Below are 24,241 nucleotides of genomic sequence, written 5' to 3'. Positions count from 1 at the left end.
TAGTATGTAGTAAATGTAGGAGTCGTCACGAACGACTCTTTTCCTTTAGGGGTGGGAATATGAGTAAAAAAGAAATGAGTATGCAAGTTAGTGGGATGACGTGTTCAGCATGTGCAACTCGTATTGAAAAAGGGGTACAACGGCTGGAAGGTGTAGAGAGCATTCACGTGAATAGCGCCTTGGAGCGAGCCACCGTCTTATATGATGGAACAAAGTCCAAACCCGTTGATATATATAGCAAGATCGAAGCATTAGGGTACGGTGTAGTGATGGATACGCAAGAGTTTGAGGTTCTAGGCATGACTTGTGCGTCTTGTTCTAGTAGGATCGAAAAAAGGTTAACTAAACTGGATGGCGTCAGAAGTGCAACTGTAAATCTAGCCTTGGAAACAGCGACGGTTGTTTATGACAAGGATCACCTTACAGCTGAGGATATGGAGAATTCCATTGATAAGCTTGGATTTACCTTAAAGAAAAAGGTAGTGGACCAGTCACCCAAGGATTATCGTCAGAAAGAAATGAAAAAACAAACGTATCGATTTTTGATATCAGCTCTTTTGTCCTTTCCATTACTTTGGGCGATGGTCAGCCATTTTCAATTTACATCGTTTATTTGGCTGCCTGATCTGTTCATGAATCCTTGGTTTCAGATGGCATTGGCGACTCCTGTTCAATTTGTAATTGGGTACCCTTTTTATGTGGGAGCCTATAAAGCACTACGTAACAGATCAGCTAATATGGATGTACTTGTAGCTATGGGAACATCCGCTGCTTATTTCTATAGTGTTTATTTATCCTTTCAATCTATCGGTTCACATGCTCATATGGTAGAGCTGTATTTTGAAACGAGTGCTGTTCTTATTACACTAATTATTCTAGGTAAACTATTAGAAGCCAATGCAAAGGGCCGTTCGTCAGATGCCATTAAGAAATTAATGGGCCTACAAGCAAAGACTGCGCGATTGAGTAAAGATGGTGTGGAATATGAAGTGCCTGTTTCGGATGTTAAGGTAGGCGATCTATTACTTATCAAACCTGGAGAAAAAATACCGGTAGATGGGCGTATTGTTAAAGGGCAGGCAGCATTAGACGAATCAATGCTAACAGGTGAAAGTGTACCGGTTGATAAAGGGGTAGGGGATACTGTATTAGGTTCAACCCTTAATAATAATGGATCATTGCATGTTCGAGCGGAACAGGTAGGGAACTCAACGGTTTTATCGCAAATAGTACGAATTGTTGAGCAGGCTCAAAACTCCAAGGCGCCTATACAACGAGTGGCAGACCGTATCTCGGGTGTTTTTGTACCGATCGTTGTTGGGATTGCGGTATTAACCTTTGTGATCTGGTATTTTGTTTATATGCCAGGAGAGCTTGGTACAGCTCTTGAAGTATTTATTGCAGTGCTTGTTATTGCATGTCCGTGCGCTTTAGGTCTTGCTACGCCAACCTCTATCATGGCTGGCTCTGGTCGAGCTGCTGAACATGGCATTTTATTTAGAGGAGGAGAACATCTTGAAGCAACGTATTTAGTAGATGCTATTCTTCTTGATAAAACAGGAACCGTTACACATGGTGAACCAGTTCTTACAGACGTTTGGACGGCCAACGGCATTGAAGAAGATCAACTTTTGAAGCTAGCAGGATCAGCTGAACGCAACTCTGAACATCCTTTGGCAACGGCCATCGTTAAGGGTGTTCAAGAAAGAGGGATAGAGTTTATCGACACGGAATCCTTTAAAGCCGTTGCTGGATTTGGTATTGAAGCAAATCTTTCAGGTAAGCAAGTCCTTGCGGGAACAAGAAGGCTAATGGACAGTCATGGAATTGACATCTCAGATGCAAGTGAAACGATGCTTCAGTTCGAATCACAAGGTAAAACAGCCATGCTGTTTGCTATAGATGGACAGCTTGCTGGAATTATTGCGGTTGCCGATACAATTAAATCATCCTCAGCTGATGCAATCAAACGTCTACAAAAAATGAATCTGGATGTCTATATGGTCACAGGTGATAACAAGCAAACAGCAGAGGCGATTGCAAAACAAGCAGGCATCCATCAAACGATTGCTGAGGTTCTGCCAGAGGAAAAGGCAGAAGAAGTGAGAAGGCTTCAGAAACAAGGAAAACGAGTTGCAATGGTTGGTGATGGAATAAACGATGCACCCGCACTTGCTACAGCAGATATAGGCATGGCAGTAGGCACAGGAACGGATATTGCAATAGAAGCCGCCGATGTGACACTTGTGCGGGGAGACCTAAACCGAATTGCTGATGCTATTCATGTTAGTCGATTAACCATTCGGAACATCAAGCAGAACTTATTTTGGGCATTAGCCTATAACTGCATTGGTATCCCTATTGCGGCAGCTGGCTTTCTAGCCCCATGGGTTGCCGGTGCAGCGATGGCATTCAGTTCAGTATCCGTTGTTTTGAATGCACTGCGTCTGCAACGAATAAAACTTAAAAATGGATAGATATAATGAAGGGTTTAGGACAGAAGAAGGGGAATGAATGAAAAGGCGTAAGTAACTCAACGCTTCTTATTGATTAGCCAAAACCAGCGCAGGACATACATGGAGACTCACCAGCCGCGCGCGGGTGCGGAATGTATGTCCGGAGCGGTAGTAACTCTCTCAACTCTATTATAATTGAACAAAAAACCGAAGCACTATGCCTGGTAACAGCATAATGCTTCGGTTTTTTTTGTAACTAAAATACTACCATCCAAACGGTAAAATAAAAAACGAAGTGGACATGTCCGTCTCGTCCACTTCGTTATAACTATAAAGAAATTTGGAAAGTCTCCAATCACGTATACGTGCCGTTAAACGCTCCATGGCTAACTGATCCAACATATTGATTAAGCTCCACACCATGTTTAATGGCTGCTGTAATAAATTGTTTCGCTTTAAGTACAGCTTCTTGTACGGTAGCTCCTTTAGCAAGCTCTGCAGTAATGGCTGCAGCAAAAGTACACCCTGCACCGTGAGTATACGTTGTATTGATTTCATCTGACTCCAGCAACTGCATCTCCTTGCCATCGTAAAATACATCGACAGCGTTAGGGTGATCTAGTTTGCTACCACCTTTGATGACAACGTTTTTCGCACCAAGCTCATAGATAGCAGCCGCTGCTTCTTTCATTTCATCTACCGTTGTAATGGGTCCTTTTCCTGTTAGTTGTGAAGCTTCAAATAGGTTTGGTGTCACCACAAATGCTTTGGGAACCAATACATCACGTAAGCATGAATCCGTTTCTGGATTTAGCGCTTCATCTGCACCCTTACAAACCATAACTGGGTCTACGACTAAGTTATTGATATTGTATTGATCGACTTTCTTAGCAACGAGCTCAATGATATCGATTGAGCCAAGCATCCCGGTTTTAGCCGCGTTGATACCGATGCCTGCAAGAACGGTCTCTATTTGCTTTTCAGTAATTGTTGGGTCAATTGGAAAGACTTCGTGCGCCCATCCTGAATGTGGATTTTGCGCAACAATGGTCGTTAGCGCGTTCATTCCATAAACACCTAATTCTTGAAAAGTTTTTAGGTCAGCTTGAATACCTGCGCCGCCACTCGTATCTGAGCCGGCAATCGTGAGTGCTTTGTAACGTTTCATATCGCTTGAACTCCCCTTATCCTTTAAACTATCTTCATTATACTAAAGGAGAAGCACGAATGAAAAGCAGAGGTGCTATAAAAGTTAATAAACATGAATTTTCTTACATGAATAATAGGTAAAAGCTGAAATGAAAGACAAGTTTAACCGATACATATAAAAGGTGTAAGGGTTTTATAGTTGCAATATTTCGTCAAGAGGAGTGGTAACTGTTGAAAAGTGTTCGGGGAAAGCTTTTGCGTAACTTTTTAGTTATTATTATCTTATTTTTGGGTTTCTCCATATATAGTGTTGTTACATTATATAGTTCAAATGAACGGATGGAAAAAATGCAAGACACAGATTTTCCTTTGCTATTAATAAAGGAAAGAATGGCCTTTAATATTACAGATCGACTTGCTTTATCGAGAGGCTATGTTCTCTTTGGTGATGATGAATACCTAGAACAATTTAATGCCTTAACAGAGGAATCGTTACAGTTAGAAGAAGAGCTTATGGCGTTATCTAACGAAGACGAGCTAATCTCAACGATTGATTATATTCATGCGTGGGAAGGGGTCTTAACGAACGAGGTTTTTCCTATGTATCAAAGTGGCAGTGTAGATCTTGCGCGGTCGATGATGAATCTCCGTTCAACACCCATTGCACGTAATTTAACGGCTCAATTCCAGGAAATGTCTGATGAAGAACGGAATAAAATGGCGGCAACTATTGAGGCAAATCAGACATCATCTGCAAATCTACAATGGATTGTCATTGGGTTAACAATTTTTATCACAGTGGTGATGGTTATTTTAGCTCTTCGTCTATCATCTTCAATTTCTAACCCACTAAAAAGACTTGTGAAGGAAGCAGATCTTATTAGCGAGGGCGATTTGACAGGTGAACCGATTCAAGTGAAAAGTAAGGATGAATTGGGTAAACTGGGTGAATCATTTAATAAGATGAGAGAATCACTACGAAGTTTAATTGGTTCTACAGCGAGTATGTCTGAGAATGTAGCAGCAACGGCAGAACAGTTATCGGCAAGTTCAGAGGAAACATCGGCTGCAACCAATCAAATAGCAAGTACAGTTCAATCTCTAAATAGCTCTGCAGAGTCCAGCTCTGCGTTGTCACGAAATAGTTTAAAAGCTTCGAATGCGATGGCGGAGAGTGTTGAACATATTACAATAGCTACAGCTTCTGCTACTGAAGCTTCTCTACAAATGGAAGAACGTTCTACAGAGGGTAAAAAGCTCATTGATCGAGCGATTGGACAAATTGAAGATATACATCAGACTGTAGGAAAAACCGCAGAAGTAATGGTTCAGTTAGATTCACGATCGAAAGAAATTGGTGACATATTAGAGTTGATTACATCCTTATCAGAACAGACAAATTTACTGGCACTAAATGCAGCGATTGAAGCAGCTCGTGCAGGTGAACATGGTAAGGGCTTTGCCGTGGTAGCTGATGAAGTAAGAAAATTAGCAGAGGGATCAAAATCCTCAGCTGGTGAAATTGAACGTATGATCAAGGCGATTCAGCAGGATGCTAAGGCAGCAGCATTGGAAATGCGTAAGGGTACAGAAGAAGTATCAGAAGGTACCTCTATAATGAAAGAAGTTGGGACATCCTTTGAACAGATTTCGTCTTCTATTGAAGAAGTAAATAAACAAATGATGACAGTGTCAACGGCTACTCAAGGCATTGCGAAACAAACGCTAACTTTAAATGAACATATTACAGATATGGATCAAGCATCAAAATCAAATTTAGAAAGCACAGAGGAAGCGGCAGCTAGCACTGAACAGCAACTTGCAGCGATGCAGGAAGTTGCTTCATCTGCTGAGGTTCTAACGGAGCTTGCTAACGGTTTACTTGATGAAGTAACGAAGTTCAAACTTACTTCAAGGGAGACGTTTAGACCGAATGAACACTCTACTGAACAAGATCTAGTAGAGCAAGAATTGGATGAAGATGCTGATTTATTTGAAGAACCTGAGTTAGATAGTGAGTTTGATCATGAACATACTGAAGTTGAGGAAGAAGATTATCCTGAAAAAAGAACATCATAAGTATCGTAGCCCAAAGAGTCCAAATGACTTTTTGGGCTTATTTATATATTTACATCTCCTTAACATAATCTTCACATTAGACAACTAGCTACTAAGGGTCTAAATACCTATGCTTAAATGAGTGTTTATTGGGGAAGGGGAGATTATGGTGAAAAGTGTTCGAGGCAAACTTATATTGGTTTTTGCTATTATTGTCAGTTTATTTATTGGGTTTTCTATTTATAGTAGCTGGAATACCTATCAGACGAATCAACATATAGAGGAAATTAGAAAAAGCCAGCTGCCTTTACTCTCTGCGAAAGAGCAGATGGCCTATAATATTGCAGATCGTTTAGCCTTATCAAGAGGATATTTGCTATTTGATGACGAAAAATACTTAGAACAGTTTAAGGAAGTCAGTATGGAAAGTGAGGAGCTTGAACAGATTGTTTTGCTGCATTCACAGGAGGATGAATTTATACAAGCGCTCGAGAAAGCCAAGGAATGGGAAGAAGTCCTGACCTTCCAAGTTTTTGGGTTGATGACAGATGGGGAATATGATCTTGCGGCCAGAATTATGGATGAACGCTCAACCCCTATTGCAAATGAAATGATGGAAACATTTCACACTCTTGCAGAAGAGGAACGCTCAAAGATTAACGATAGTATTGAAGCGGTTGTTACGTCAGGAGAACAGCTCCAACTCTTTACAATGATCGGTGCGTTTGTTGTTCTGTTGATCATTATTTGGCTTTCATTTCGTATTTCATCTATGATTTCGAACCCACTAGCACATCTTGCGAAGGAGGCAAATTTAATTGCGAAAGGCGACTTGCGTGGGCAGCCAATTCCTGTGAAGTCTAAAGATGAGATTAGTGTAGTTTCTCACTCATTTAATCAAATGCGTGATGCATTAAAGGCACTAATTGGGACTATGTCCACCATGTCTCAGGATGTAACAACAACAGCGGATACGCTATCTGGAAGCTCTGAACAAACAGCCATATCAGCACATCAGATTACGGCGGGATTGCAATCTCTTACAGTGACGGCAGAAATAAATTCAAAGCTATCCACACAAAGTCTGGATTCAGCAAAAGGTGTTAATGATAGTGTGACTGCGATTAAGAGCGCTGTAGCAACAGCATCTAATGCGACCAAACAGATGGATAGTGAAGCGGTATCAGGACAAATGTTAATCCAACAAGCCATGGAGCAAATGTCTGTCATCGAGAAGACGGTTCTTCATACAGCTGAGACAATGGAAAAGCTAGATCGACGCTCGAATGAAATAGGGGATATTCTCGTTTATCTAAAAGACGTGTCGGAGCAAACGGGTTTGCTTGCCTTAAATGCATCGATTGAAGCTGCAAGAGCAGGTGAGTATGGCCGTGGGTTTGCAGTTGTTGCAAGCGAAGTACAAAAGCTCTCAGAGCAATCAAAAGACTCAGCAGGACAAATTGAGGAGCTCATTATCTCTATTCAAACTGAAACAAAGCAAGTGGTAGTGGAAATAGAGAAGGGGCGAAGTGAAGTTACGCAGGGGACACATTTTATGAATAAGGTTGTTGATTCATTTCAACAAATTTTAGCGACGGTGCAGAAGGTATATGCACAAATGGAAGGTGTCTCTCACTCAACAACATCTATTACTACAGATATGGAACAACTACATCATCAAATCGGAACAGTGAATGATGCCTCTCATGAACATGTCGCTCAGTCTGAACAGGCTACAAAACTAACGGAAAACCAGCTTTCCATTACGCGAGAAGTGGAACAATTAGCTGGAATGTTAACAGTACGGTCTCGTGAATTGGAAAAAGAATTATCAAAATTCCAGCTTTCATAACTTTGTACCATATTTTTAGCAAAAAATACTGGCTAATTATTAATTTATATGTATAATTATTTAGGGACGTTAGAAACATAGTTACATTATCTAACAGTTCACCGTATAAACTATATAAGGGGAAACTATATATGAATTCTATTAAGGAACCAAATTATTTTTCGATTAAGAATCTGCTTATCTTTCTTATTCCTTCTTTATTAGGGATCTTCTTATTTATGGTTCCACTAGAAGATGCTGAGGGAAGTATTACACTTCCGGTTGCCTATATGGCTAATTTACTATCAGACATTTTAGGGGATGCAATGCCAGTAATTATTCTGGCGGTGTTATTGATCTCGGTAGTGATGACCATTTTTGTTACCATTACTAAGCCAAAGACATTTCTTGAAAATGCTTTTCTAAAAAGATTATTTATAGTTGGTCCGTTTTGGTTAGTCATCCGTGTACTTGGAGCTGTATTTGGTGTGATGACTTATTTCCAACTGGGACCAGAGGCAGTATGGGGAGAAGTAACAGGTCAAATTGTTTACGCCGATCTGCTTCCTGTTCTCTTTGCAGTCTTTCTATTTGCTGGGTTACTCCTTCCTTTATTGTTAAACTTCGGTCTTTTGGAACTGTGTGGTGCGCTTTTAAACAAGCTGATGCGCCCACTGTTCAGGTTACCAGGTCGTTCTTCTGTAGACTGTCTAGCATCGTGGATGGGAGATGGCACAGTTGGTGTCTTGTTAAGTAGTCAACAATATGAACAAGGACATTATACAAAACGTGAAGCGGCCATCGTATCAACAACATTTTCGGTTGTTTCTATTACCTTTACAATCGTTATTCTGTCTTACGTAGAGCTTGAGCATATGTTTTGGCCATATTATTTAACCATTTTTGTAGCGGGTCTTGTTGCAGCAATCGTTACACCACGTATTCCGCCATTATCAAGAAAAGCCGATACGTTTATTGATGGTAGTCCTTCGAAAGAAGAAGTTCATCCAAAAGGAACAAACTTAATAGCCTTAGGATTTAATCGTGCGATGGGTGTAGCAGAACACACAGCAAAGCCAACTGCGCATATTAAAAATGGTCTTCAAAATGTACTAGATATGTGGTTAGGTGTTATGCCAGTTGTTATGGCAGTTGGAACACTTGCACTTATTGTCGCTGAACTGACTCCAGTCTTCACCTGGTTAGGAGCACCATTTGTACCAGTCCTTCAACTCATGCAAGTTCCGGAAGCCGCTGCAGCAGGACAAACGATAGTCATTGGATTTGCAGATATGCTTCTACCCGCTTTACTTGCAGGTGGAATCGAAAGCGAGATGACACGATTCATTATCGCGTGTTTATCTGTAACTCAGCTGATTTACTTATCAGAAACAGGAGGATTACTCCTAGCATCGAAATTGCCAGTTAATTTCCTTGATCTAGTTCTTATCTTCTTAATCAGAACCATTATCACGCTGCCTGTTATCGTTCTAATGGCACACATATTCTTTTAAATCGAACTCTCTAACAAATGAAATCGACATTAATCATGTCGATTTCATTTGTTTTTTTGTAGGTGGGTTGAGGCGGCTTTTCTGGTTAAAGCAGGAGAGTGTCTTAGTGAATTCAGTGTAGCTCTTAGTAACGTCGATCAGCTCTTGATAAAATCTCATCCATCTTGGGAACGAGTCGGAGCGTCTTGATACCGGTGCTCTCGTCGTGGTAAAACGAACTCTGTCTTGGTGTGCAAGTGATCGCTCTGGGTAAGGAGTTCTCGCTCTTGCTAAAACGTAGTCCGTCTTGATTGTGCCCCGAAGCCTCTTGGAAAACCTACAAATTCCAATTCGGTCGATAAAAATGTTCATTTTTCTCCTTAGATCTAGTGGAAGTGAACGAGCTGGTGTAGCGTTCTTGCTAAAGCCGGAGAGTGTCTTAGTGAATCCAGCATGCCTCTCAGTAACGACGGTCAACTCTTGGTGAAATTTCATCCATCTTGTAAACGAGCCTGAGCGTCTTGATAACAGTGCTCTCATCGTGGTAAAACGTAGTCCGTCTTGATTGCGCCCCGAAGCCTCTTGATCAACCAACAAAGTCCAATAACGTCCATAAAAATGTTCATTTTTCTCCTCATATATAGTGGAAGTGCTCGAGCTGGTGGAGCGTTCTTGCTAAATGCGGAGAGTCTCATAGTGAATCCAGCACACCTCTTGGTAACGTGGATCTTCTCTTGTTGAGATCTCACCCATCTTGGAATAGCACCCAAACCTCTTAGTAACGCCGCCCTCATCGTGGTAAAACGTACTCTGTCTTGGTCCGCCAGTGATCGCTCTGGGTAAGACCTTCTCCCTCTTACTAAATCTCAATCCATCTTGCCTACAGTCCGATGCCTCTTGCTAAAACCCACTTCGCTCTGACTAAGATCTTCGCTCCTTCCCATATATCATCAAAATTCTGGATTTGAAACGCGTGCTATAATGAAGGAAAGAAGATGAAAAAAGAGGTGGCAAGCATCATGAGTATTTTGCAAAATTCATGGCAGGAGCTGCTGTCAGAGGAGTTAGAGAAGCCCTATTATTTGGAGCTTCGTGAGTTTTTAAAGAGTGAATATGGATCGCAAACAGTATATCCGCCTATGGATGATTTGTTTAATGCTTTGCATTTTACGGATTTCCCAGATGTGAAGGTTGTTATTCTTGGACAAGATCCTTACCATGGTCCATGTCAAGCGCATGGGCTGAGTTTTTCGGTGCAGCCTGGCGTGAAAAGTCCACCTTCGTTAAGGAATATCTTCAAAGAGCTGAATAGTGATTTAGGACATGAGTCTCCTGATCATGGGAGTCTTATTACGTGGGCAGAGCAAGGGGTATTGCTTCTGAATACCGTTTTGACAGTGCGTAAGGGGGAACCAGCTTCTCACAAAGGTAAGGGATGGGAGCATTTCACAAATAGGGTGATTGATTGCCTAAATGATCGGGAGAAGCCAGTCTGTTTTCTTTTATGGGGCAAGCATGCTCAAGAGAAGGGGGCGCGCGTAACCAATGCGCAGCACATGGTTTTGACAGCTCCTCATCCGAGTCCATTTTCGGCTCATCGAGGGTTCTTTGGAAGTCGTCCATTTTCTACGATTAATGAGTGGCTGACAAATCAGAACCGAAACCCAATCAATTGGCAGCTATAAGACTAGGGTGGTGGAAGAAGGGAGTCCTTTGTGTTGCGTAAGGTTGTTTACATAGTAATAGCACTTATTTTTGGTGGGGTCTTTAATGCGATAAATGTTCCGGCGGGGTGGTTACTTGGTGCGTTGCTTTGTGGAATCATTTGGTCATTTACGATTGATAAAATTATTTTTTCAAAAGGTTATTTTTCGATTGTTTTAGCGATTGTTGGTACAAATATAGGATTTACAGTTGTACTCGAACAATTCGTTACGTATCAAGCACTTATCCTACCATTATTACTTTCCATTTTACTGACGATTGTTTTTGGCATCATCCTAGGGCGGTTATTTCACAGGTGGTCTGGGCTTGATGCCAATACGGCCTTTTTCTGCTGTTTGCCTGGTGGTGCATCAGAAGTCATCGCTGTCAGTGAGGAGTATGGTGCGGATCAACGAATTGTTGCAGCCTTTCATACAACTCGAATTACGTTGTTTGTATTAGCTATTCCTTTTGTTGCAGGATTAATTTCCAATGGAAGAAATGATCTGGCTGTCAGTCAGCCAAGTATGTCAGTGAGTGGGGGAACTCTTCTAGTTGTATGTGTGATGGTTGTTGCACTTATTTCTTCCCGAATTGGAAAATATATCCCATTTCCTGGGGCGGTCATCTTTGTGAGTATTGCACTTGGGTTTGCCGCTCATACATTTATTGTGCCCAACGAAACCATGCCGTCCATCATTCCTGGTTTAGCGCAGGGGCTAATGGGCGCCATACTGGGAATGAGGTTTGATCGGGAGACGTTTCATGAGCTTCGACGTATTGGAAAAGTAAGTGCGCTCACTCTTTTTCTTTACTTTGTAGCAAGCTTCCTGTTGGCCTTGCTTTTCTTTGGTCTAACACCTACCTCCTTTAGCGAATCCATGTTGGGCATTGTTCCTGCAGGAGCAGCGGAAATGGCAGCTACGGCCCTTTCGTTAAATTTAGACTCTACAATGGTTGCCACGTTACAAATGCTCCGAGTGCTCTGCTTGTTTGCAGCCCTACCATTTTTAATCAAATGGTTTGCCAAACCTATAAAACAAGAATCACAATAGAAAAACTCTCCTCAAAATCACCGTATGATTTTTGAGGAGAGTTATTTTTGTTTACTGAATCATTTGGCTGGACTTTGGTGTGGGCATTTGAACAGGTTGTGTGGCTTGAGAATAAGCCTGAGTCATAGCCTGAGAGTCCTTGGCAGATAATTGAGGTACCTGGTAGTAGGCATGCTTATTCTGGTACAGAAATACTTCATAAGCCATCTCAATATAGTTAGGAATGGTGTCTGCCAATACGCGGCGAACCACAGGGTTGGTAACCTCACAAGCAGCCATCCCGATTAAGGATGCTTCTGACTTTAGCAGGCCAAGCATATGAGCAGACAAACCAGCTTCTTTCACATCATTAAGGGACTGGTTTGGTTTTTTCGGCTGACTTGGTTTGATTCCATATATCACATCGTGCGTTTGTGTCATTTTGTAGACACCTGTTGATCTTGAAGGCTTTTGTCCAGTACTAAAAGCTTCGACAATCAAGTTGTATTGACTTTCAATAAAAGAATATTGACGGTCAAGGATATCAATGAGTGTCTGATCTTTCATAAATGAACGAAAGATCATGTACTGATCAAGAACATTGATCATACCTGCAATAATCTCATGACTATCAAAAAGATCATGACCACCATGGTTCATTTGTGGCGGAATTTGTTCCGAGTGAGTTTGATTTTGATTTGGTATGTTGTTCATATGAGTTGGCCTCCTTATGAATATGGACTACATAATACCCTGTCCACTATTTAATATGGCTCAAAAAGGCTTTAAAATACATAGTTATCTGTTGGAAAATGTAAGCGCATAAATATGCATTATAAAAGGATTATTGAATAATCTGTTATTTCAGAAGAGTAGAAATAATGTAAGGAAATCTGACATTTAAGTGGTCAAAGTAGTGCAGAAACGTATAATTAGGGGTGACAAGAGATGTCAACTATCTTTACGCAAGTAAAAGATTGAAAGGGGCGAAAGAACTTGACCGATCCTATTTTTCTAATGAATAATCTTTGGTTAATGGTTGCTGCAGTTTTAGTACTTTTTATGCAAGGAGGATTTATTTTACTTGAGGCCGGTTCAACAAGAATGAAGAACGCGGGTCATATTGCCGGTAAAACAATTTTTACAGTAGGTATTGCTTCTTTAGTATTCTGGGCAGTAGGTTACGGATTTATATATGGTGAAGGAAATGCAATTATAGGTTTATCTGACTTTTTCTTTGGAGACTTCACAAGCTTTGATGCTGAGGGAACAACAGGTTCAATTGATTTCTTCTTCCAGCTGACATTTGCTGCAATTGCTTTAACCATTGCATTTGGAGGATTTGCTGAACGTGGAAAGCTAGCGGCATATGTATTATTCGCTGTATTGTTCTCAGCAGTGGTTTATCCGATCGTTGCTCACTGGATTTGGAGTGACGCCGGTTGGTTAGCAACACTTGGAAAACAGGATTTTGCAGGTTCAACAGTCGTTCACTTAACTGGTGCAATGGGTGCTCTAGCTGCAACTATTCTTTTGAAACCGCGTCTAGGTCGCTTTAACAAAGATGGTTCAGCTAATGAAATTTTTGGTCATAACCAAGTTTATACAGCACTTGGTGTACTAATCCTTTGGGTTGGTTGGTTTGGATTTAATGCAGGTAGTACAGGTGGAGTTGCAGATGGATTCTTCGGCTATGTCGCGTTGAATACTCAGCTTGCAGCCGGTGCTGGTGCAGTTGCAGCGTTGTTCATTGTGTATGCGATGACTGGAAAATCTGATGTACCAACAATGCTAAATGGTGCTCTTGCTGGTCTTGTAGCAATCACAGCATCGTGTGCATTTGTAGCTCCTTGGGCTGCTGTTATTATCGGTATTATTGCTGGATTAATTGTATTCTTCAGTATGAAATTCTTCGATAAAGCAAAAATTGATGATCCAATCTTTGCTCTATCTGTGCACGGTGTAGCTGGTGTATGGGGAACTCTTTCAACAGGATTCTTTGCAACACCTGAACTTGCTGCAATGAACGGTGGTCTTCCAGGTCTATTCTACGGTGGTGGATTCCAACAGCTTGGTGTTCAAGCTATTAGTATCTTAGCGTGTGGAGCATTCGCTTTTATCGCATCTTACCTTATTCTTCTAGTGATCAAAGCGGTTCTTGGTGGACTGCGCGTAACGGAAGAAGAAGAGATTATGGGACTTGATATTAGTGAGCACGGAAGTTACGGTTATCCGGAAAACATGCAAGCCGAAATTGATAAGAAAAAGACAGGTGCATAAGGAGGTCCCAAATGAGCGGACTACCTTCACACAATCAAGAAAAGAAGTGGCAAAGCAGATTAGATGAATTGTATAAAAAACGTCTATCTGACATGGCTGAACATGAACTTACGATAGAAAGTGTTCATGAGCTTCATGAAAAATTAATGAAAGATACGATTCAGATAGCGATAGAAAAAACTGAAAGTGAGCAGGGACGTGTTCCTGCTCACTTTACTTTCTTTGTGATGGGTAGCGCCGGTCGATCAGAGCAGCTCTTCTGGAGTGATCAAGATCATGGCATCATCTACGAGCAAAAGGAAGAGGCAAATACAGAAGAGTTACAATCTTATTTTCTTACATTTGGAGAAACGATTGTAGAGTCACTTGAAGCTGTAGGGTATGAACGTTGTGACGGCAACGTTATGGCATCGAATAAGAAGTGGTGTAAATCAAGAGAAGATTTTGCAGAACAGCTTAATCGTTGGTTGAAAGAAGATACATGGGAGAACTTACGATATTTATTAACTTTTTTTGATGGTAGGGTTGTTTTAGGACCTGAGGAGTATTTAGCTGATTTAAAGCAAGTGATATTTGATGAAATTGAACAAAATCCCGTTCTGCTTGAACGATTTAAAGACAACACGGGACGACTCCGAAATGGGATCGGCATGTTTGGTCAACTTCTCACTGAGGAAACGGGCACGTACAAAGGTACATTTGATTTGAAACAGCTTGCTATGTTCCCTTATGTAAATGGAATGCGATTGTTAGCTATTCAGGAAGAATTGCAGACTCCTGAGACGTTAGAGAGGTTTCGGCAGCTTCCGGAAACCATTGATTCCATTAAAAAGTATGAACCATCGTACCGTAAGCTTCTTGAAAAGCGTTTAATCTGGCAAAAGTCTATTGATAACTATGATCATATCCATTATTTAAAGGTATCAGAGCTCGATTCTGATGAGAAGAAACGGCTTAAGCAGTGGGTCAAAGAAGGAAGAGAACTTTACCATAAGGTAGAAAAAATAGTGGGGAGAGAGTAGTTTATCATGATGAACAATATGATTCAGCTAGTGAAGCAGCTATCGACAAAACTGAGTCCTGGTATTTATACTTCGTCACAGCAGCAGTCCGCAGCGAATCAATTGGCACATGTTCGTGAGATCCAACGTCAATTAAAGCAGCATGATGTATTGGATCACTCGCTCTCGACACTTCCTTTTGTTGTATTTGACCTTGAAACCAGTGGTTTTAACCCTGATACGGGTGATAGCATACTGTCGATTGGTGCAATAAAAATGAAAGGCGCAGACTTAATAGAAGAAAGTACGTTTTATTCTACAGTCCAGCCAAAAAAACAGCCGTCTGAGGAGATTCTTGCTTTGACAGGGTTAACAAATGAGGAGTTAAATGCTTCCCCTCCACTGATTGATGTGTTGAGCTCGTTTTATCAATTTATGGGGGATGCGACTCTTGTTGCTCACCATGCAAGTCATGAGAAACGATTTATGGCACACGCCACTTGGCAAACATTGCGTCTCACGTTTCAACATCGTCTTGTGGATACTTCTTTTCTGACTAGGGTAGTAGCTCCAGATCAAGAATTGATTACACTTGATGAGTGCTGCTCGTTTTACAAGATAGAAACAAGCAATCGGCATCATGCCATGTCCGATGCCATCCTTGCTGCCAAGCTTTGGAGAGCAAACCTGCAAAAGGCAGAGGAGCTTGGTTTTCATACATTACGAGATGTATATGTACATTTGGCCAAGGGTAAATAGTCGGCAGATTTTAACAACAGAGATTATTTAAAGAGGAGGAAAGGGTTGTGAGTCATGACATCCCGCCTAGACAAGCGTGTTTTCCTATTCGCGTCGTAATGGAAATGACGGGTCTAACAGCACGTCAGATTCGATATTATGAGGAACAGGGACTCGTGAAGCCTGATCGTAATGAGGGAAATCAGCGTATGTTCTCATTATTTGATATTGAGCGGCTGAATACGGTAAAAGCTTATATTGAAAAAGGGATTAACATCGCAGGCATTAAAGCCATTATGTCTTCAGACGGTTGAGCATGGATTGTCCATATTTATGGGCAGTCTTTTTTTATGCTAAACTAATGAGGAAAGAGGTGAGAAGCATGAACATATCAGCAAGTCGAGTGATCAGTAGCATGGAAGAGCAGCTAAAGTTGTTGAAGCATGCTGTGGACAATCAAGACCAACAAGCCGTGCGTGAGTATACATCTGTTATTGAAGGATATTGCCGTCTATTAAAGGAAAGTCCACATACAAGTCCATTGAATCAGGCTCCTGTAAAACCGAACGTGCAACCATCTAGCCAACTATCGACACCAGTCATCAAACCAGACGCCGAACCTATAGAACCTCAACCGAGCACAGAACAAAAACCCGGTAGTTTATTTGATTTTTAGTCATCAACAAAACGTAGCATTCATCAAACGGTGAATACTACGTTTTTTCTTTGTCTAACCGCACATCCAACCTCTCTTCTCCCTCTTTTTTCAATAGGTATTGTCAAACTTGCTAACAGAAAAATAAAACATTGTGACTAATCCACAAAATTATATTGTAAACGTTGTATTGTTAGAATATTGCTAAGATAAATTTTTCTCAAGTAAAATAAGGGTAGTAACAGAGAAAGATGAGGTGTTCTGGATGGACGCTTTGAGCAGAGATTTTTTCTTATTTTTGTCTAAAAATCGTGGACTTAACTTTATGGCTAAAAAATGGGGCAAATCAATTGCCACAGGAAACATTATTGGAGGAATTGATTTTGATTCATCCATTCGGCACATTAAACAATTGAATCAACATGGCATTCAAGTAACAGTTGATCATTTAGGTGAGTTTGTTATGGATGAGCAAGTAGCGCGTGAACGTACGTTGGAATGTATCCGTACCATCGAAACGATTGCAGCAGAGAAGCTTCAAACGCAAGTGTCTGTAAAGCTTACTTCTCTTGGGCTTGATATTAGTAAGGATCTAGTGAGAACAAATATGCATGAGATCCTTGAAGTTGCTTCTACACACAACATCCTAGTCACTATTGATATGGAAAACGAATCTAGATGTGAAGCAACACTTGAGCTTTTTAGAGAATTTAAGAAGCAATATAAACATGTGGGTACAGTCATTCAAGCTTATTTATACCGATCAGAGGCCGATTTGGATGATTTGAATGAGCTACAGCCATTTATCCGCTTAGTAAAAGGTGCGTATAAGGAATCTGCTCAGGTAGCTCATACAGAAAAGGAAGACATTCGTGAGAACTTTAAGAAACTCATCCGTTTGCAATTGGAAAGTGGAAACTATACGGCCATTGCGACTCATGATGATGAAATGGTGAAATTCACCAAGGAGTTCGTGAAAGAGCATGGAATTTCAAAGGATCAATTTGAGTTCCAAATGTTATATGGAATGCGAACGAAAACGCAGCAGGACTTGAAAGATGAAGGGTACAATGTACGCATTTATATGCCTTATGGAGACGATTGGTATGGGTACTTCATGAGAAGATTAGCAGAAAAACCTTCAAATATTAGTTTTGCTTTAAAAGGATTAACTCAAAAATAAGCTAAGGGGACGATAACATGACGACACCATATAAACACGAACCATTTACAGACTTCAGTGTAAAAGAAAACCAACAGGCATTTGAGAAAGCTCTTAAAACAGTTAACAAGGAATGGTTAGGTAAAGAGTATCCATTAGTTATCAATGGTGAGCGAATTGTAACCGATGAGAAGATTGTCTCTTATAATCCTGCTAAGAAGGATGAAGTGATTGGAACAGTATCAAAGGCTACAAAAGAGCTAGCTGAGAAAGCAATTGAATCAGCAGCAACAGCTTTTGAAACGTGGAGATATACAACGCCAGAAGAGCGCGCAAATATCTTATTCCGAGCGGCAGCGATTGTTCGTCGTCAAAAGCATGAATTCTCAGCTTTGTTAGTGAAAGAAGCAGGAAAGCCGTGGAAAGAAGCAGATGGTGATACAGCAGAAGCGATTGATTTCATGGAGTATTACGCACGCCAAATGATTGAGCTTGCTAATGGCAAACCAATCACAAGCCGTGAAGGTGAATACAATCAGTATATTTACACGCCAACGGGTGTGACGGTGTCTATTCCACCTTGGAATTTCTTGTTTGCAATTATGGCGGGTATTACGGTTGCCCCACTTGTTACAGGGAATACGGTTGTTCTCAAACCAGCTAGTGCAACTCCTGTTATTGCAGCACGTTTTGTTGAGGTGCTGGAAGAGGCAGGCGTACCGAATGGAGTAATTAACTTTGTTCCTGGAAGTGGTTCTGAAGTTGGAGATACACTTGTCGATCATCCGAAAACAAGCATCATTACATTTACAGGTTCTCGTGAAGTTGGTACACGAATTTTTGAACGTGCATCCGTTGTTCACCCTGGACAGCAGCATCTAAAGCAAGTGATTGCTGAAATGGGTGGTAAGGACACAGTTGTTGTGGATAAAGATGGAGATGTTGAACTTGCTGCTCAATCTATTTTCTCATCAGCTTTCGGCTTTGCCGGTCAGAAATGCTCAGCTGGATCAAGAGCGGTAGTACATGAAGATCTTTATGATGATGTATTAAAACGAGTTATTGAAATTACAGAAGAACAAACTACAGGAAATCCAGAGAAACACACAACATATATGGGTCCTGTGATCGACGCAGCTTCTTATGAAAAAATCATGGGTTACATTGACATCGGTAAGGAAGAAGGCCGTTTAGTAAGTGGGGGAACAGGTGACGATTCTAAAGGATTCTTTATCAAACCAACGATCTTCGCTGACCTTGATCCTGAAGCGCGGATTATGCAGGAAGAAATTTTTGGTCCAGTCCTTGCCTTCTCTAAAGTTTCAAGCTTTGATGAGGCGCTTCAAGTAGCTAATAACACAGAATACGGCTTGACGGGGGCTGTGATTACAAACAACCGTGCGCACATTGAACGTGCAAAACAAGAATTCCATGTTGGAAATCTTTATTTTAACCGTAATTGCACGGGCGCAATTGTTGGATACCATCCGTTTGGTGGGTTCAAAATGTCTGGAACAGATTCAAAAGCAGGTGGGCCAGATTACCTAACTTTGCACATGAATGCAAAAACAGTGAGTGAAACCTACTAAAATCGGGTAAGCATAATGTGGTGGAAAATTTCCGCCACATTTTTTTGTATTTATACAACTATATTGGAGGGGTATCGTGAACGCTTATTTAATTGGATCGATTGTTGTGTACATGGTGGCGATGCTATTAATTGGCTATTATGCCTTTAAGCGTACGTCGTCGCACTCAGATTACATGCTGGGTGGAAGAGGATTAACACCAGGAGTGGCAGCACTTAGTGCAGGAGCATCTGACATGAGTGGTTGGTTGCTTATGGGATTACCTGGAGCTATATTTGTTGAAGGATTTAGTGCGGCATGGATTGCCATTGGACTAACACTGGGTGCCTACCTGAATTGGTTGTATGTGGCACCGCGATTGCGGACATTTACAGAGGTTGCAAATAATTCGATTACCATTCCAGGGTATTTCGAGAATCGTTTTTCTGATCGATCGAGAGTACTGCGCATCTTCTCGAGTCTTGTCATTTTAGGATTCTTTACTGTGTATGTAGCATCAGGTATGGTGGCTGGTGGAGTACTGTTTGAAAACATACTCAATATGAACTATACAACGGGTATATTAGTATTAGTAGGTGTCACGCTTGTTTATACGTTAGTTGGAGGATTTCTTGCGGTCAGCTGGACAGATGTCGTGCAAGGTATGATTATGATGGTGGCTTTGGTTCTTGTGCCGATCGTAACGTTGATTACATTAGGTGGACCGACAGAGGCTGTAAGTGAAGTTCGTGCAATTGATCCCAGTATGTTAAATTTATTTACCGGCATGAGCGCAATAGGTATTATCTCATTTCTTGGATGGGGATTAGGTTATTTCGGTCAGCCGCATATTATTGTTCGCTTTATGGCTTTGACTTCTTCAAAAGGAGCAAAAAAAGCCCGGCACATTGGGATGAGCTGGATGATTATTTCATTAGTAGGTGCAGTCTTAACAGGAATGATAGGGCTTGCCTATTATTCACAGCAAGGGTTGGAAATTGCAGATCCAGAGACGATTTTTATTCAATTGGGTAATATTTTATTTCATCCCATTATCACTGGATTCATGCTTTCTGCCTTATTAGCAGCGGTTATGAGTACCATTTCGTCTCAGCTGTTAGTAACGTCTAGTTCATTAACAGATGATCTATACAAAACATTTTTCCGTCGTTCGGCATCTGAGAAGGAGCTAGTAGCAGTTGGAAGGATAGCTGTATTTATCATTACAGGGATTGCATTAAGTATTGCTTGGGTGCAACCGGGTCCTATTCTTGATATGGTTAGTTATGCATGGGCAGGGTTCGGAGCATCATTTGGGCCAGTTGTCCTACTTAGCTTATTTTGGCGTAGAATGAACACGTGGGGAGCTTTATCTGGAATCGTCTCAGGTGCTGTTGTGGTTGTATTATGGTCTTCCTTAGACCTATCAAGCGCGCTTGGATTATCAGAGAACTTGTATGAGATTATTCCAGGATTTATTGTTAGTGTTCTATTAATATATGTCGTGAGTATTCTTACAAGTGCTCCTTCTGCTAAAACGTTGGAGCAGTTTGATGAAGTGAAACGTCTCTCATAAATGCTAACAAACCCTCAGGTGAGGCGAATCTTTGCCTGAGGGTTTTTTGATGTGTTTATCTCTATACAAGGAATCAGATTACAAGTATGATGATGATAAAACGGTGTAGGAGGGTGTAGGTATGGGCGAGCCTCTGAAGAAGCTTGAGTCGTTATCAGAGATTGGAGAAATTATAGATTATGCAAGTAAGCAATTAAAACGTCCTGTTATTCTTGAACGTGCTGATTTTTCATTAGCAGCCTATCATTCCTACCATATCAATCAATTTGATCTAGCCAATCAGCAGACGATCTTCTCTAAAAAATGTCCACAACACATTTACGATAAATTTTTGGATTGTGGCATTATTGATACATTGCAAGAGAGCGAAGAGCGCTTTACTGTAGGACCCATAGAAGAAATTGGTCTAAATGCACGGATCGTTAAAACGATTCGGTATAAAGGAGAAATCCAAGGCTACATGTGGCTTCAGGAACACCAACAGTCATTAACAGAATGGGAAGTCCAATTCTTTGAAGCCACCGTTCATCATTTGGCGGAAACGATTCATTCGAGTCAAGTTGTAAAGTTAGCAAAGAGTGATTCAGCAGATCGAGTCTATCAAGCCGCACTTAGTCATTCCTATTCATCTAAGACAAAACTACAGGAGATCGCTCATGAAGAGGGGATTCCTTATACTCGACAACTTGCGGTAACGGTCTTCTCTCAACCAAAAGGAGTTCGGTTATCCAAAAGAGTGGATGTCGTGCGAAAGATTGGTCTACCGAATAGCTATGTATTAACCTATCAAGGGCAGATCATTGTGCTGACCGGAGAGTATCCAACTCCTTTCACGATAAGAAGTATGTTAAAAGCTTTGAAGGAAGAAGTTAGTGATCTTGAGTATGAGCAGATGTGGATGGGGATTAGTCACTCGTGTTTAAATTTAAGTGAACTTGCTAGGGGTTACCAAGAGGCAGCTGAAGTCATACAGATAGCTGAGATGCTTGGCGATCAACCGATTGACCGAAGAGAATATGCAACATTAGGCATGTTTAGGTATCTAGAGACTGTCTCTCAAGTGCAAGAGGAGAACGGATATCAAAATCCGGATCTACTCATTCTCGAAAGGAAAGATGCAGCGAGTCATACAGAATTTATCAAAACCATTGAATTCTATCTACTTAATAATTGTCGAGTGAAAGCAGCGTCAGAGCAGCTGTTTATCCATCCTAATACACTCTCTTATCGATTGAAGCAGATTCAAGAGCTGACAGCCATCCGATTCGATAATTTTAACCTTAAGTGTCAACTCTTGATTGATATCATGGTTCTAAAAAAACTGCGTCGTGATCAAAAAAAACTATCGTAACCATTCTACTAAAACAGCATAGTTCAATGATTCCTCATCATCAACGTAGTTAGGAAGAATAGATAGCGGCGTTAGTCCTTGTTTGAGCATGAAGCATAGCACTTGATCCTTGAGTGTACCTGCCTGAACGGCATGCACATAGTCTTGAACCGTTTGTTGTTCAGCATGATGGTGGTAGCCCGGGATGCGGCATGCTGCGATGAAGCGTGTAAGATTAAGATTACGGACGGTTTGTTTACGGGCTTCATACAAGGCTTGAGCAATACCTTGCCCACGCATACTGGGCCGAACACACAAATCAATACCGTATAAGCTGTCTCCATCAGGCTGATGACTGCGACGGATATAGCCAGAATCAGATACCTCCTCCCACGTATGATTGCTTCCATCAAATTGGACGAGTAGTGAGGTCGCTGAACCTGCTGGCACGCCATTTACCTCAACAATCAATCCACCTTCTGGGAATATTTCTACATGGCTTTGGATTTGCTCAGGCAACCACCAAAGGTCTGAAGGAAAGGGTGGAGGGAATGCTTCTTTTTGAATGCTTAATAACGCATCATAATCGTCGATTGTATATGGACGCACGGTCACTTTATTCATATGTATGTAAACACCTCCATTCTTCTATACTAATAGAAATGAGTATTCAATGACAGTTTGGCTTGAACGGATATCTCCAGTATAAGGTGTGATAATCTTATAGGAAAGACAGGATGAGAAGAGAGGAAGTTATACATATGGTCAAATTATTTTTATTACTAGGTAGCATTGTGATGGCTTTAGGAGTGGGTATTGGTGCGTTTGGGGCTCATGGCTTAGAACCAAGAATATCGGAACGTATGATGAAGAATTACCAAACAGGTGTACAGTATCACATGATTCATGGTCTAGGCATTATTGCAGTAGCCATAATGGGGATGAAGCTAACATCCTCTGCTTTGTTAACAGGAGCTGGGTGGGCGTTTTTAATTGGCATTATCTTTTTCTCTGGAAGTTTATACGTCATGGCGTTAACTGGAATCACAAAGCTCGGGGCCATTACACCGATTGGCGGTTTGGCATTTATCATAGGTTGGATTTTACTCGGAACGTACGCTGTTCGAGCGTTATAAAAAAATAAGGATACCACCGTCATGTTAATGCGGCTGGTATCCTTTTTGTTATCGAGGAGAGTAAGTGCTCATGTCCGAGGTTCCTTGCTGGCCAAATGGATATGAATACGTAATCGGTTCATCAAATGTCACCCAGTCTAAATTAACCATTAATAAAAGATAGCTTTCGCCTGTTTCTGGATTACTAACAATGATGTGATCGCGACCAGCTTCCTCCAAACGTCCCCGGAAAACACGAGATCTCCATTCATCATTTCCTTCAAATGTTTGGTGAATCACCACATTTTTCCCTCGATTTAAACGTAGGATATTCTCAATGAAGGATTGTTCAATGGGTAGTGAGCCACCGCCTTCTGAAGGAGATGGGGTCGATTGGGCTTGTTGAGCAAAACCTGGCGTCTGATAGTTCTGTGCTGAAAAATAAGCTTCCTGCCCTTGTTGAGGTTGCTGTTGTTGGCGATAGTATTGGTCATAATAGCCATTTGAAGGATAGTTGTAGTTGCCTGGCTGCTGATACACGTAAACACACTCCTTTATAATTAGAAAGTATTAAAAACCTCTGTGCATTCTTCTTGAGTAGGAATGAAGAAACAATGTGACTTATACCTGCCTGAATTCACTTGTCCATACCAAGTATCGGGGCAATCTCCGCCAGGACGGAAAAACCACAACGCATTATCAGCTGGGTAAAAACGCTCACCATTAATTAATCTTCGTGCTAATCGCTTGTCACGTTCTCGTGCCCGCTGATAGAAATAGCTTTTTTGTACAGCTTCAAATCCTCCTGGAGATTGAAAGGCAACCTGTGGAATGGTATTCACATTTCCAAAGTCTAAACAACGAACTCTTGCACGATTGACCATGACATTACCGGCCATCAGCATGCCTTGTTCCCCTTCGCCCTCTGCCTCGGCTCGCATTAATCTGGCCAGTACATCAATATCACTTGAAGACGCCTTGATAACTGCCATCTTACACCTCCGTATGACTTCATATTGCCTGCTTCCGCCATCCCTCTAACTGTATGAGTGAGGTTGATTCAATATGTACATTTTCAAAATAAATTCAAA

Annotated in this window: 21 protein-coding genes; 16 read left to right on the top strand and 5 right to left on the bottom strand. The window is 41.2% G+C overall.

Annotation, left to right across the window (positions count from 1 at the left end; genetic code table 11):
* The first annotated feature begins 59 nt into the window (after positions 1-59).
* Entirely contained in the window at positions 60-2,477 is a 2,418-nt protein-coding gene (locus J2S05_RS09450) for a heavy metal translocating P-type ATPase (RefSeq protein ID WP_306982152.1), read from the top strand.
* A 334-nt stretch (positions 2,478-2,811) separates the two neighbouring features.
* Here J2S05_RS09450 and pdxK read toward each other — a convergent pair whose 3' ends face one another.
* The gene (gene pdxK / locus J2S05_RS09445) at positions 2,812-3,624 is read right to left on the bottom strand and encodes a pyridoxine/pyridoxal/pyridoxamine kinase (protein ID WP_306982151.1); all 813 of its coding nucleotides are present in this window, start codon (positions 3,622-3,624) and stop codon (positions 2,812-2,814) included.
* Positions 3,625-3,836: 212 nt separating this feature from the next.
* Here pdxK and J2S05_RS09440 point away from each other — a divergent pair, with 212 nt between their 5' ends.
* The 5 genes from J2S05_RS09440 (at position 3,837) to J2S05_RS09420 (ending at position 11,746) form a co-directional block, all read left to right on the top strand.
* Positions 3,837-5,684: a methyl-accepting chemotaxis protein gene (locus J2S05_RS09440; protein WP_306982149.1), complete on the top strand. Its 1,848-nt coding sequence runs from the start codon at positions 3,837-3,839 to the stop codon at positions 5,682-5,684.
* Between the two features lie 148 nt (positions 5,685-5,832).
* Positions 5,833-7,515, top strand: a complete 1,683-nt coding sequence (locus J2S05_RS09435) for a methyl-accepting chemotaxis protein (protein ID WP_306982147.1) — start codon at positions 5,833-5,835, stop codon at positions 7,513-7,515.
* Positions 7,516-7,646: 131 nt separating this feature from the next.
* On the top strand, positions 7,647-9,008 hold the full coding sequence (locus J2S05_RS09430; RefSeq protein ID WP_306982145.1) for a YjiH family protein: 1,362 nt from the start codon (positions 7,647-7,649) through the stop codon (positions 9,006-9,008).
* A 998-nt stretch (positions 9,009-10,006) separates the two neighbouring features.
* The gene (locus tag J2S05_RS09425; protein WP_306982143.1) at positions 10,007-10,672 is read left to right on the top strand and encodes a uracil-DNA glycosylase; all 666 of its coding nucleotides are present in this window, start codon (positions 10,007-10,009) and stop codon (positions 10,670-10,672) included.
* 30 nt (positions 10,673-10,702) lie between these two features.
* Positions 10,703-11,746: an AbrB family transcriptional regulator gene (locus J2S05_RS09420; protein WP_306982141.1), complete on the top strand. Its 1,044-nt coding sequence runs from the start codon at positions 10,703-10,705 to the stop codon at positions 11,744-11,746.
* Between the two features lie 51 nt (positions 11,747-11,797).
* Here J2S05_RS09420 and J2S05_RS09415 read toward each other — a convergent pair whose 3' ends face one another.
* Positions 11,798-12,439 carry a spore coat protein gene (locus J2S05_RS09415; protein WP_306982139.1) on the bottom strand — a complete coding sequence of 214 codons (642 nt, stop codon included), beginning with the start codon at positions 12,437-12,439 and terminating at the stop codon, positions 11,798-11,800.
* 303 nt (positions 12,440-12,742) lie between these two features.
* Here J2S05_RS09415 and J2S05_RS09410 point away from each other — a divergent pair, with 303 nt between their 5' ends.
* The 9 genes from J2S05_RS09410 (at position 12,743) to J2S05_RS09370 (ending at position 22,056) form a co-directional block, all read left to right on the top strand.
* The gene (locus tag J2S05_RS09410) at positions 12,743-14,005 is read left to right on the top strand and encodes an ammonium transporter (protein WP_306982666.1); all 1,263 of its coding nucleotides are present in this window, start codon (positions 12,743-12,745) and stop codon (positions 14,003-14,005) included.
* 11 nt (positions 14,006-14,016) lie between these two features.
* Positions 14,017-15,027: a DUF294 nucleotidyltransferase-like domain-containing protein gene (locus tag J2S05_RS09405; protein ID WP_306982137.1), complete on the top strand. Its 1,011-nt coding sequence runs from the start codon at positions 14,017-14,019 to the stop codon at positions 15,025-15,027.
* A 6-nt stretch (positions 15,028-15,033) separates the two neighbouring features.
* Positions 15,034-15,765: an exonuclease domain-containing protein gene (locus tag J2S05_RS09400; protein ID WP_306982135.1), complete on the top strand. Its 732-nt coding sequence runs from the start codon at positions 15,034-15,036 to the stop codon at positions 15,763-15,765.
* Between the two features lie 47 nt (positions 15,766-15,812).
* Complete coding sequence (locus tag J2S05_RS09395; RefSeq protein ID WP_306982133.1) at positions 15,813-16,058, top strand: MerR family transcriptional regulator; 246 nt, start codon at positions 15,813-15,815, stop codon at positions 16,056-16,058.
* 68 nt (positions 16,059-16,126) lie between these two features.
* Entirely contained in the window at positions 16,127-16,420 is a 294-nt protein-coding gene (locus tag J2S05_RS09390) for a DUF5327 family protein (RefSeq protein WP_306982132.1), read from the top strand.
* A 244-nt stretch (positions 16,421-16,664) separates the two neighbouring features.
* Entirely contained in the window at positions 16,665-17,582 is a 918-nt protein-coding gene (locus tag J2S05_RS09385; RefSeq protein ID WP_306982130.1) for a proline dehydrogenase family protein, read from the top strand.
* A 17-nt stretch (positions 17,583-17,599) separates the two neighbouring features.
* A complete protein-coding gene (gene pruA, locus J2S05_RS09380; protein ID WP_306982128.1) occupies positions 17,600-19,150 on the top strand; it encodes an L-glutamate gamma-semialdehyde dehydrogenase in 1,551 nt (516 codons plus the stop codon).
* Positions 19,151-19,226: 76 nt separating this feature from the next.
* The gene (gene putP / locus J2S05_RS09375; protein ID WP_306982126.1) at positions 19,227-20,705 is read left to right on the top strand and encodes a sodium/proline symporter PutP; all 1,479 of its coding nucleotides are present in this window, start codon (positions 19,227-19,229) and stop codon (positions 20,703-20,705) included.
* Between the two features lie 121 nt (positions 20,706-20,826).
* On the top strand, positions 20,827-22,056 hold the full coding sequence (locus J2S05_RS09370; RefSeq protein ID WP_306982124.1) for a PucR family transcriptional regulator: 1,230 nt from the start codon (positions 20,827-20,829) through the stop codon (positions 22,054-22,056).
* Here J2S05_RS09370 and J2S05_RS09365 read toward each other — a convergent pair.
* Entirely contained in the window at positions 22,048-22,659 is a 612-nt protein-coding gene (locus J2S05_RS09365) for a GNAT family N-acetyltransferase (protein WP_306982122.1), read from the bottom strand. The genes J2S05_RS09370 and J2S05_RS09365 overlap by 9 nt on opposite strands.
* A 137-nt stretch (positions 22,660-22,796) precedes the next feature.
* Here J2S05_RS09365 and J2S05_RS09360 point away from each other — a divergent pair, with 137 nt between their 5' ends.
* Positions 22,797-23,171, top strand: coding sequence for a DUF423 domain-containing protein (locus J2S05_RS09360; protein ID WP_306982120.1), 375 nt, complete (start codon positions 22,797-22,799; stop codon positions 23,169-23,171).
* Between the two features lie 48 nt (positions 23,172-23,219).
* On the opposite strand, the gene gerQ is transcribed toward J2S05_RS09360, so the two are convergent.
* Both gerQ and J2S05_RS09350 read right to left on the bottom strand, forming a co-directional pair.
* A complete protein-coding gene (gene gerQ / locus J2S05_RS09355; protein WP_306982118.1) occupies positions 23,220-23,690 on the bottom strand; it encodes a spore coat protein GerQ in 471 nt (156 codons plus the stop codon).
* A gap of 20 nt (positions 23,691-23,710) precedes the next feature.
* Positions 23,711-24,142, bottom strand: a complete 432-nt coding sequence (locus tag J2S05_RS09350) for a cell wall hydrolase (protein WP_306982116.1) — start codon at positions 24,140-24,142, stop codon at positions 23,711-23,713.
* Positions 24,143-24,241 lie beyond the last annotated feature (99 nt).

It is taken from the genome of Alkalicoccobacillus murimartini, assembly GCF_030813245.1.
Taxonomy (GTDB): Bacteria; Bacillota; Bacilli; order Bacillales; family Bacillaceae_D; genus Alkalicoccobacillus; species Alkalicoccobacillus murimartini.
This window is presented reverse-complemented; position numbering and strand designations above follow the sequence as displayed.

Coding starts and splice junctions, on each gene's coding strand:
- J2S05_RS09365 (WP_306982122.1), bottom strand. CDS start 22,659: ATGAATAAAGTGACCGTGCGTCCATATACAATCGACGATTATGATGCG.
- pdxK (WP_306982151.1), bottom strand. CDS start 3,624: ATGAAACGTTACAAAGCACTCACGATTGCCGGCTCAGATACGAGTGGC.
- J2S05_RS09430 (WP_306982145.1), top strand. CDS start 7,647: ATGAATTCTATTAAGGAACCAAATTATTTTTCGATTAAGAATCTGCTT.
- J2S05_RS09415 (WP_306982139.1), bottom strand. CDS start 12,439: ATGAACAACATACCAAATCAAAATCAAACTCACTCGGAACAAATTCCG.
- J2S05_RS09360 (WP_306982120.1), top strand. CDS start 22,797: ATGGTCAAATTATTTTTATTACTAGGTAGCATTGTGATGGCTTTAGGA.
- J2S05_RS09400 (WP_306982135.1), top strand. CDS start 15,034: ATGATGAACAATATGATTCAGCTAGTGAAGCAGCTATCGACAAAACTG.
- J2S05_RS09450 (WP_306982152.1), top strand. CDS start 60: ATGAGTAAAAAAGAAATGAGTATGCAAGTTAGTGGGATGACGTGTTCA.
- J2S05_RS09350 (WP_306982116.1), bottom strand. CDS start 24,142: ATGGCAGTTATCAAGGCGTCTTCAAGTGATATTGATGTACTGGCCAGA.
- J2S05_RS09370 (WP_306982124.1), top strand. CDS start 20,827: ATGGGCGAGCCTCTGAAGAAGCTTGAGTCGTTATCAGAGATTGGAGAA.
- J2S05_RS09405 (WP_306982137.1), top strand. CDS start 14,017: ATGAGCGGACTACCTTCACACAATCAAGAAAAGAAGTGGCAAAGCAGA.
- J2S05_RS09425 (WP_306982143.1), top strand. CDS start 10,007: ATGAGTATTTTGCAAAATTCATGGCAGGAGCTGCTGTCAGAGGAGTTA.
- J2S05_RS09385 (WP_306982130.1), top strand. CDS start 16,665: ATGGACGCTTTGAGCAGAGATTTTTTCTTATTTTTGTCTAAAAATCGT.
- J2S05_RS09410 (WP_306982666.1), top strand. CDS start 12,743: ATGAATAATCTTTGGTTAATGGTTGCTGCAGTTTTAGTACTTTTTATG.
- pruA (WP_306982128.1), top strand. CDS start 17,600: ATGACGACACCATATAAACACGAACCATTTACAGACTTCAGTGTAAAA.
- J2S05_RS09390 (WP_306982132.1), top strand. CDS start 16,127: ATGAACATATCAGCAAGTCGAGTGATCAGTAGCATGGAAGAGCAGCTA.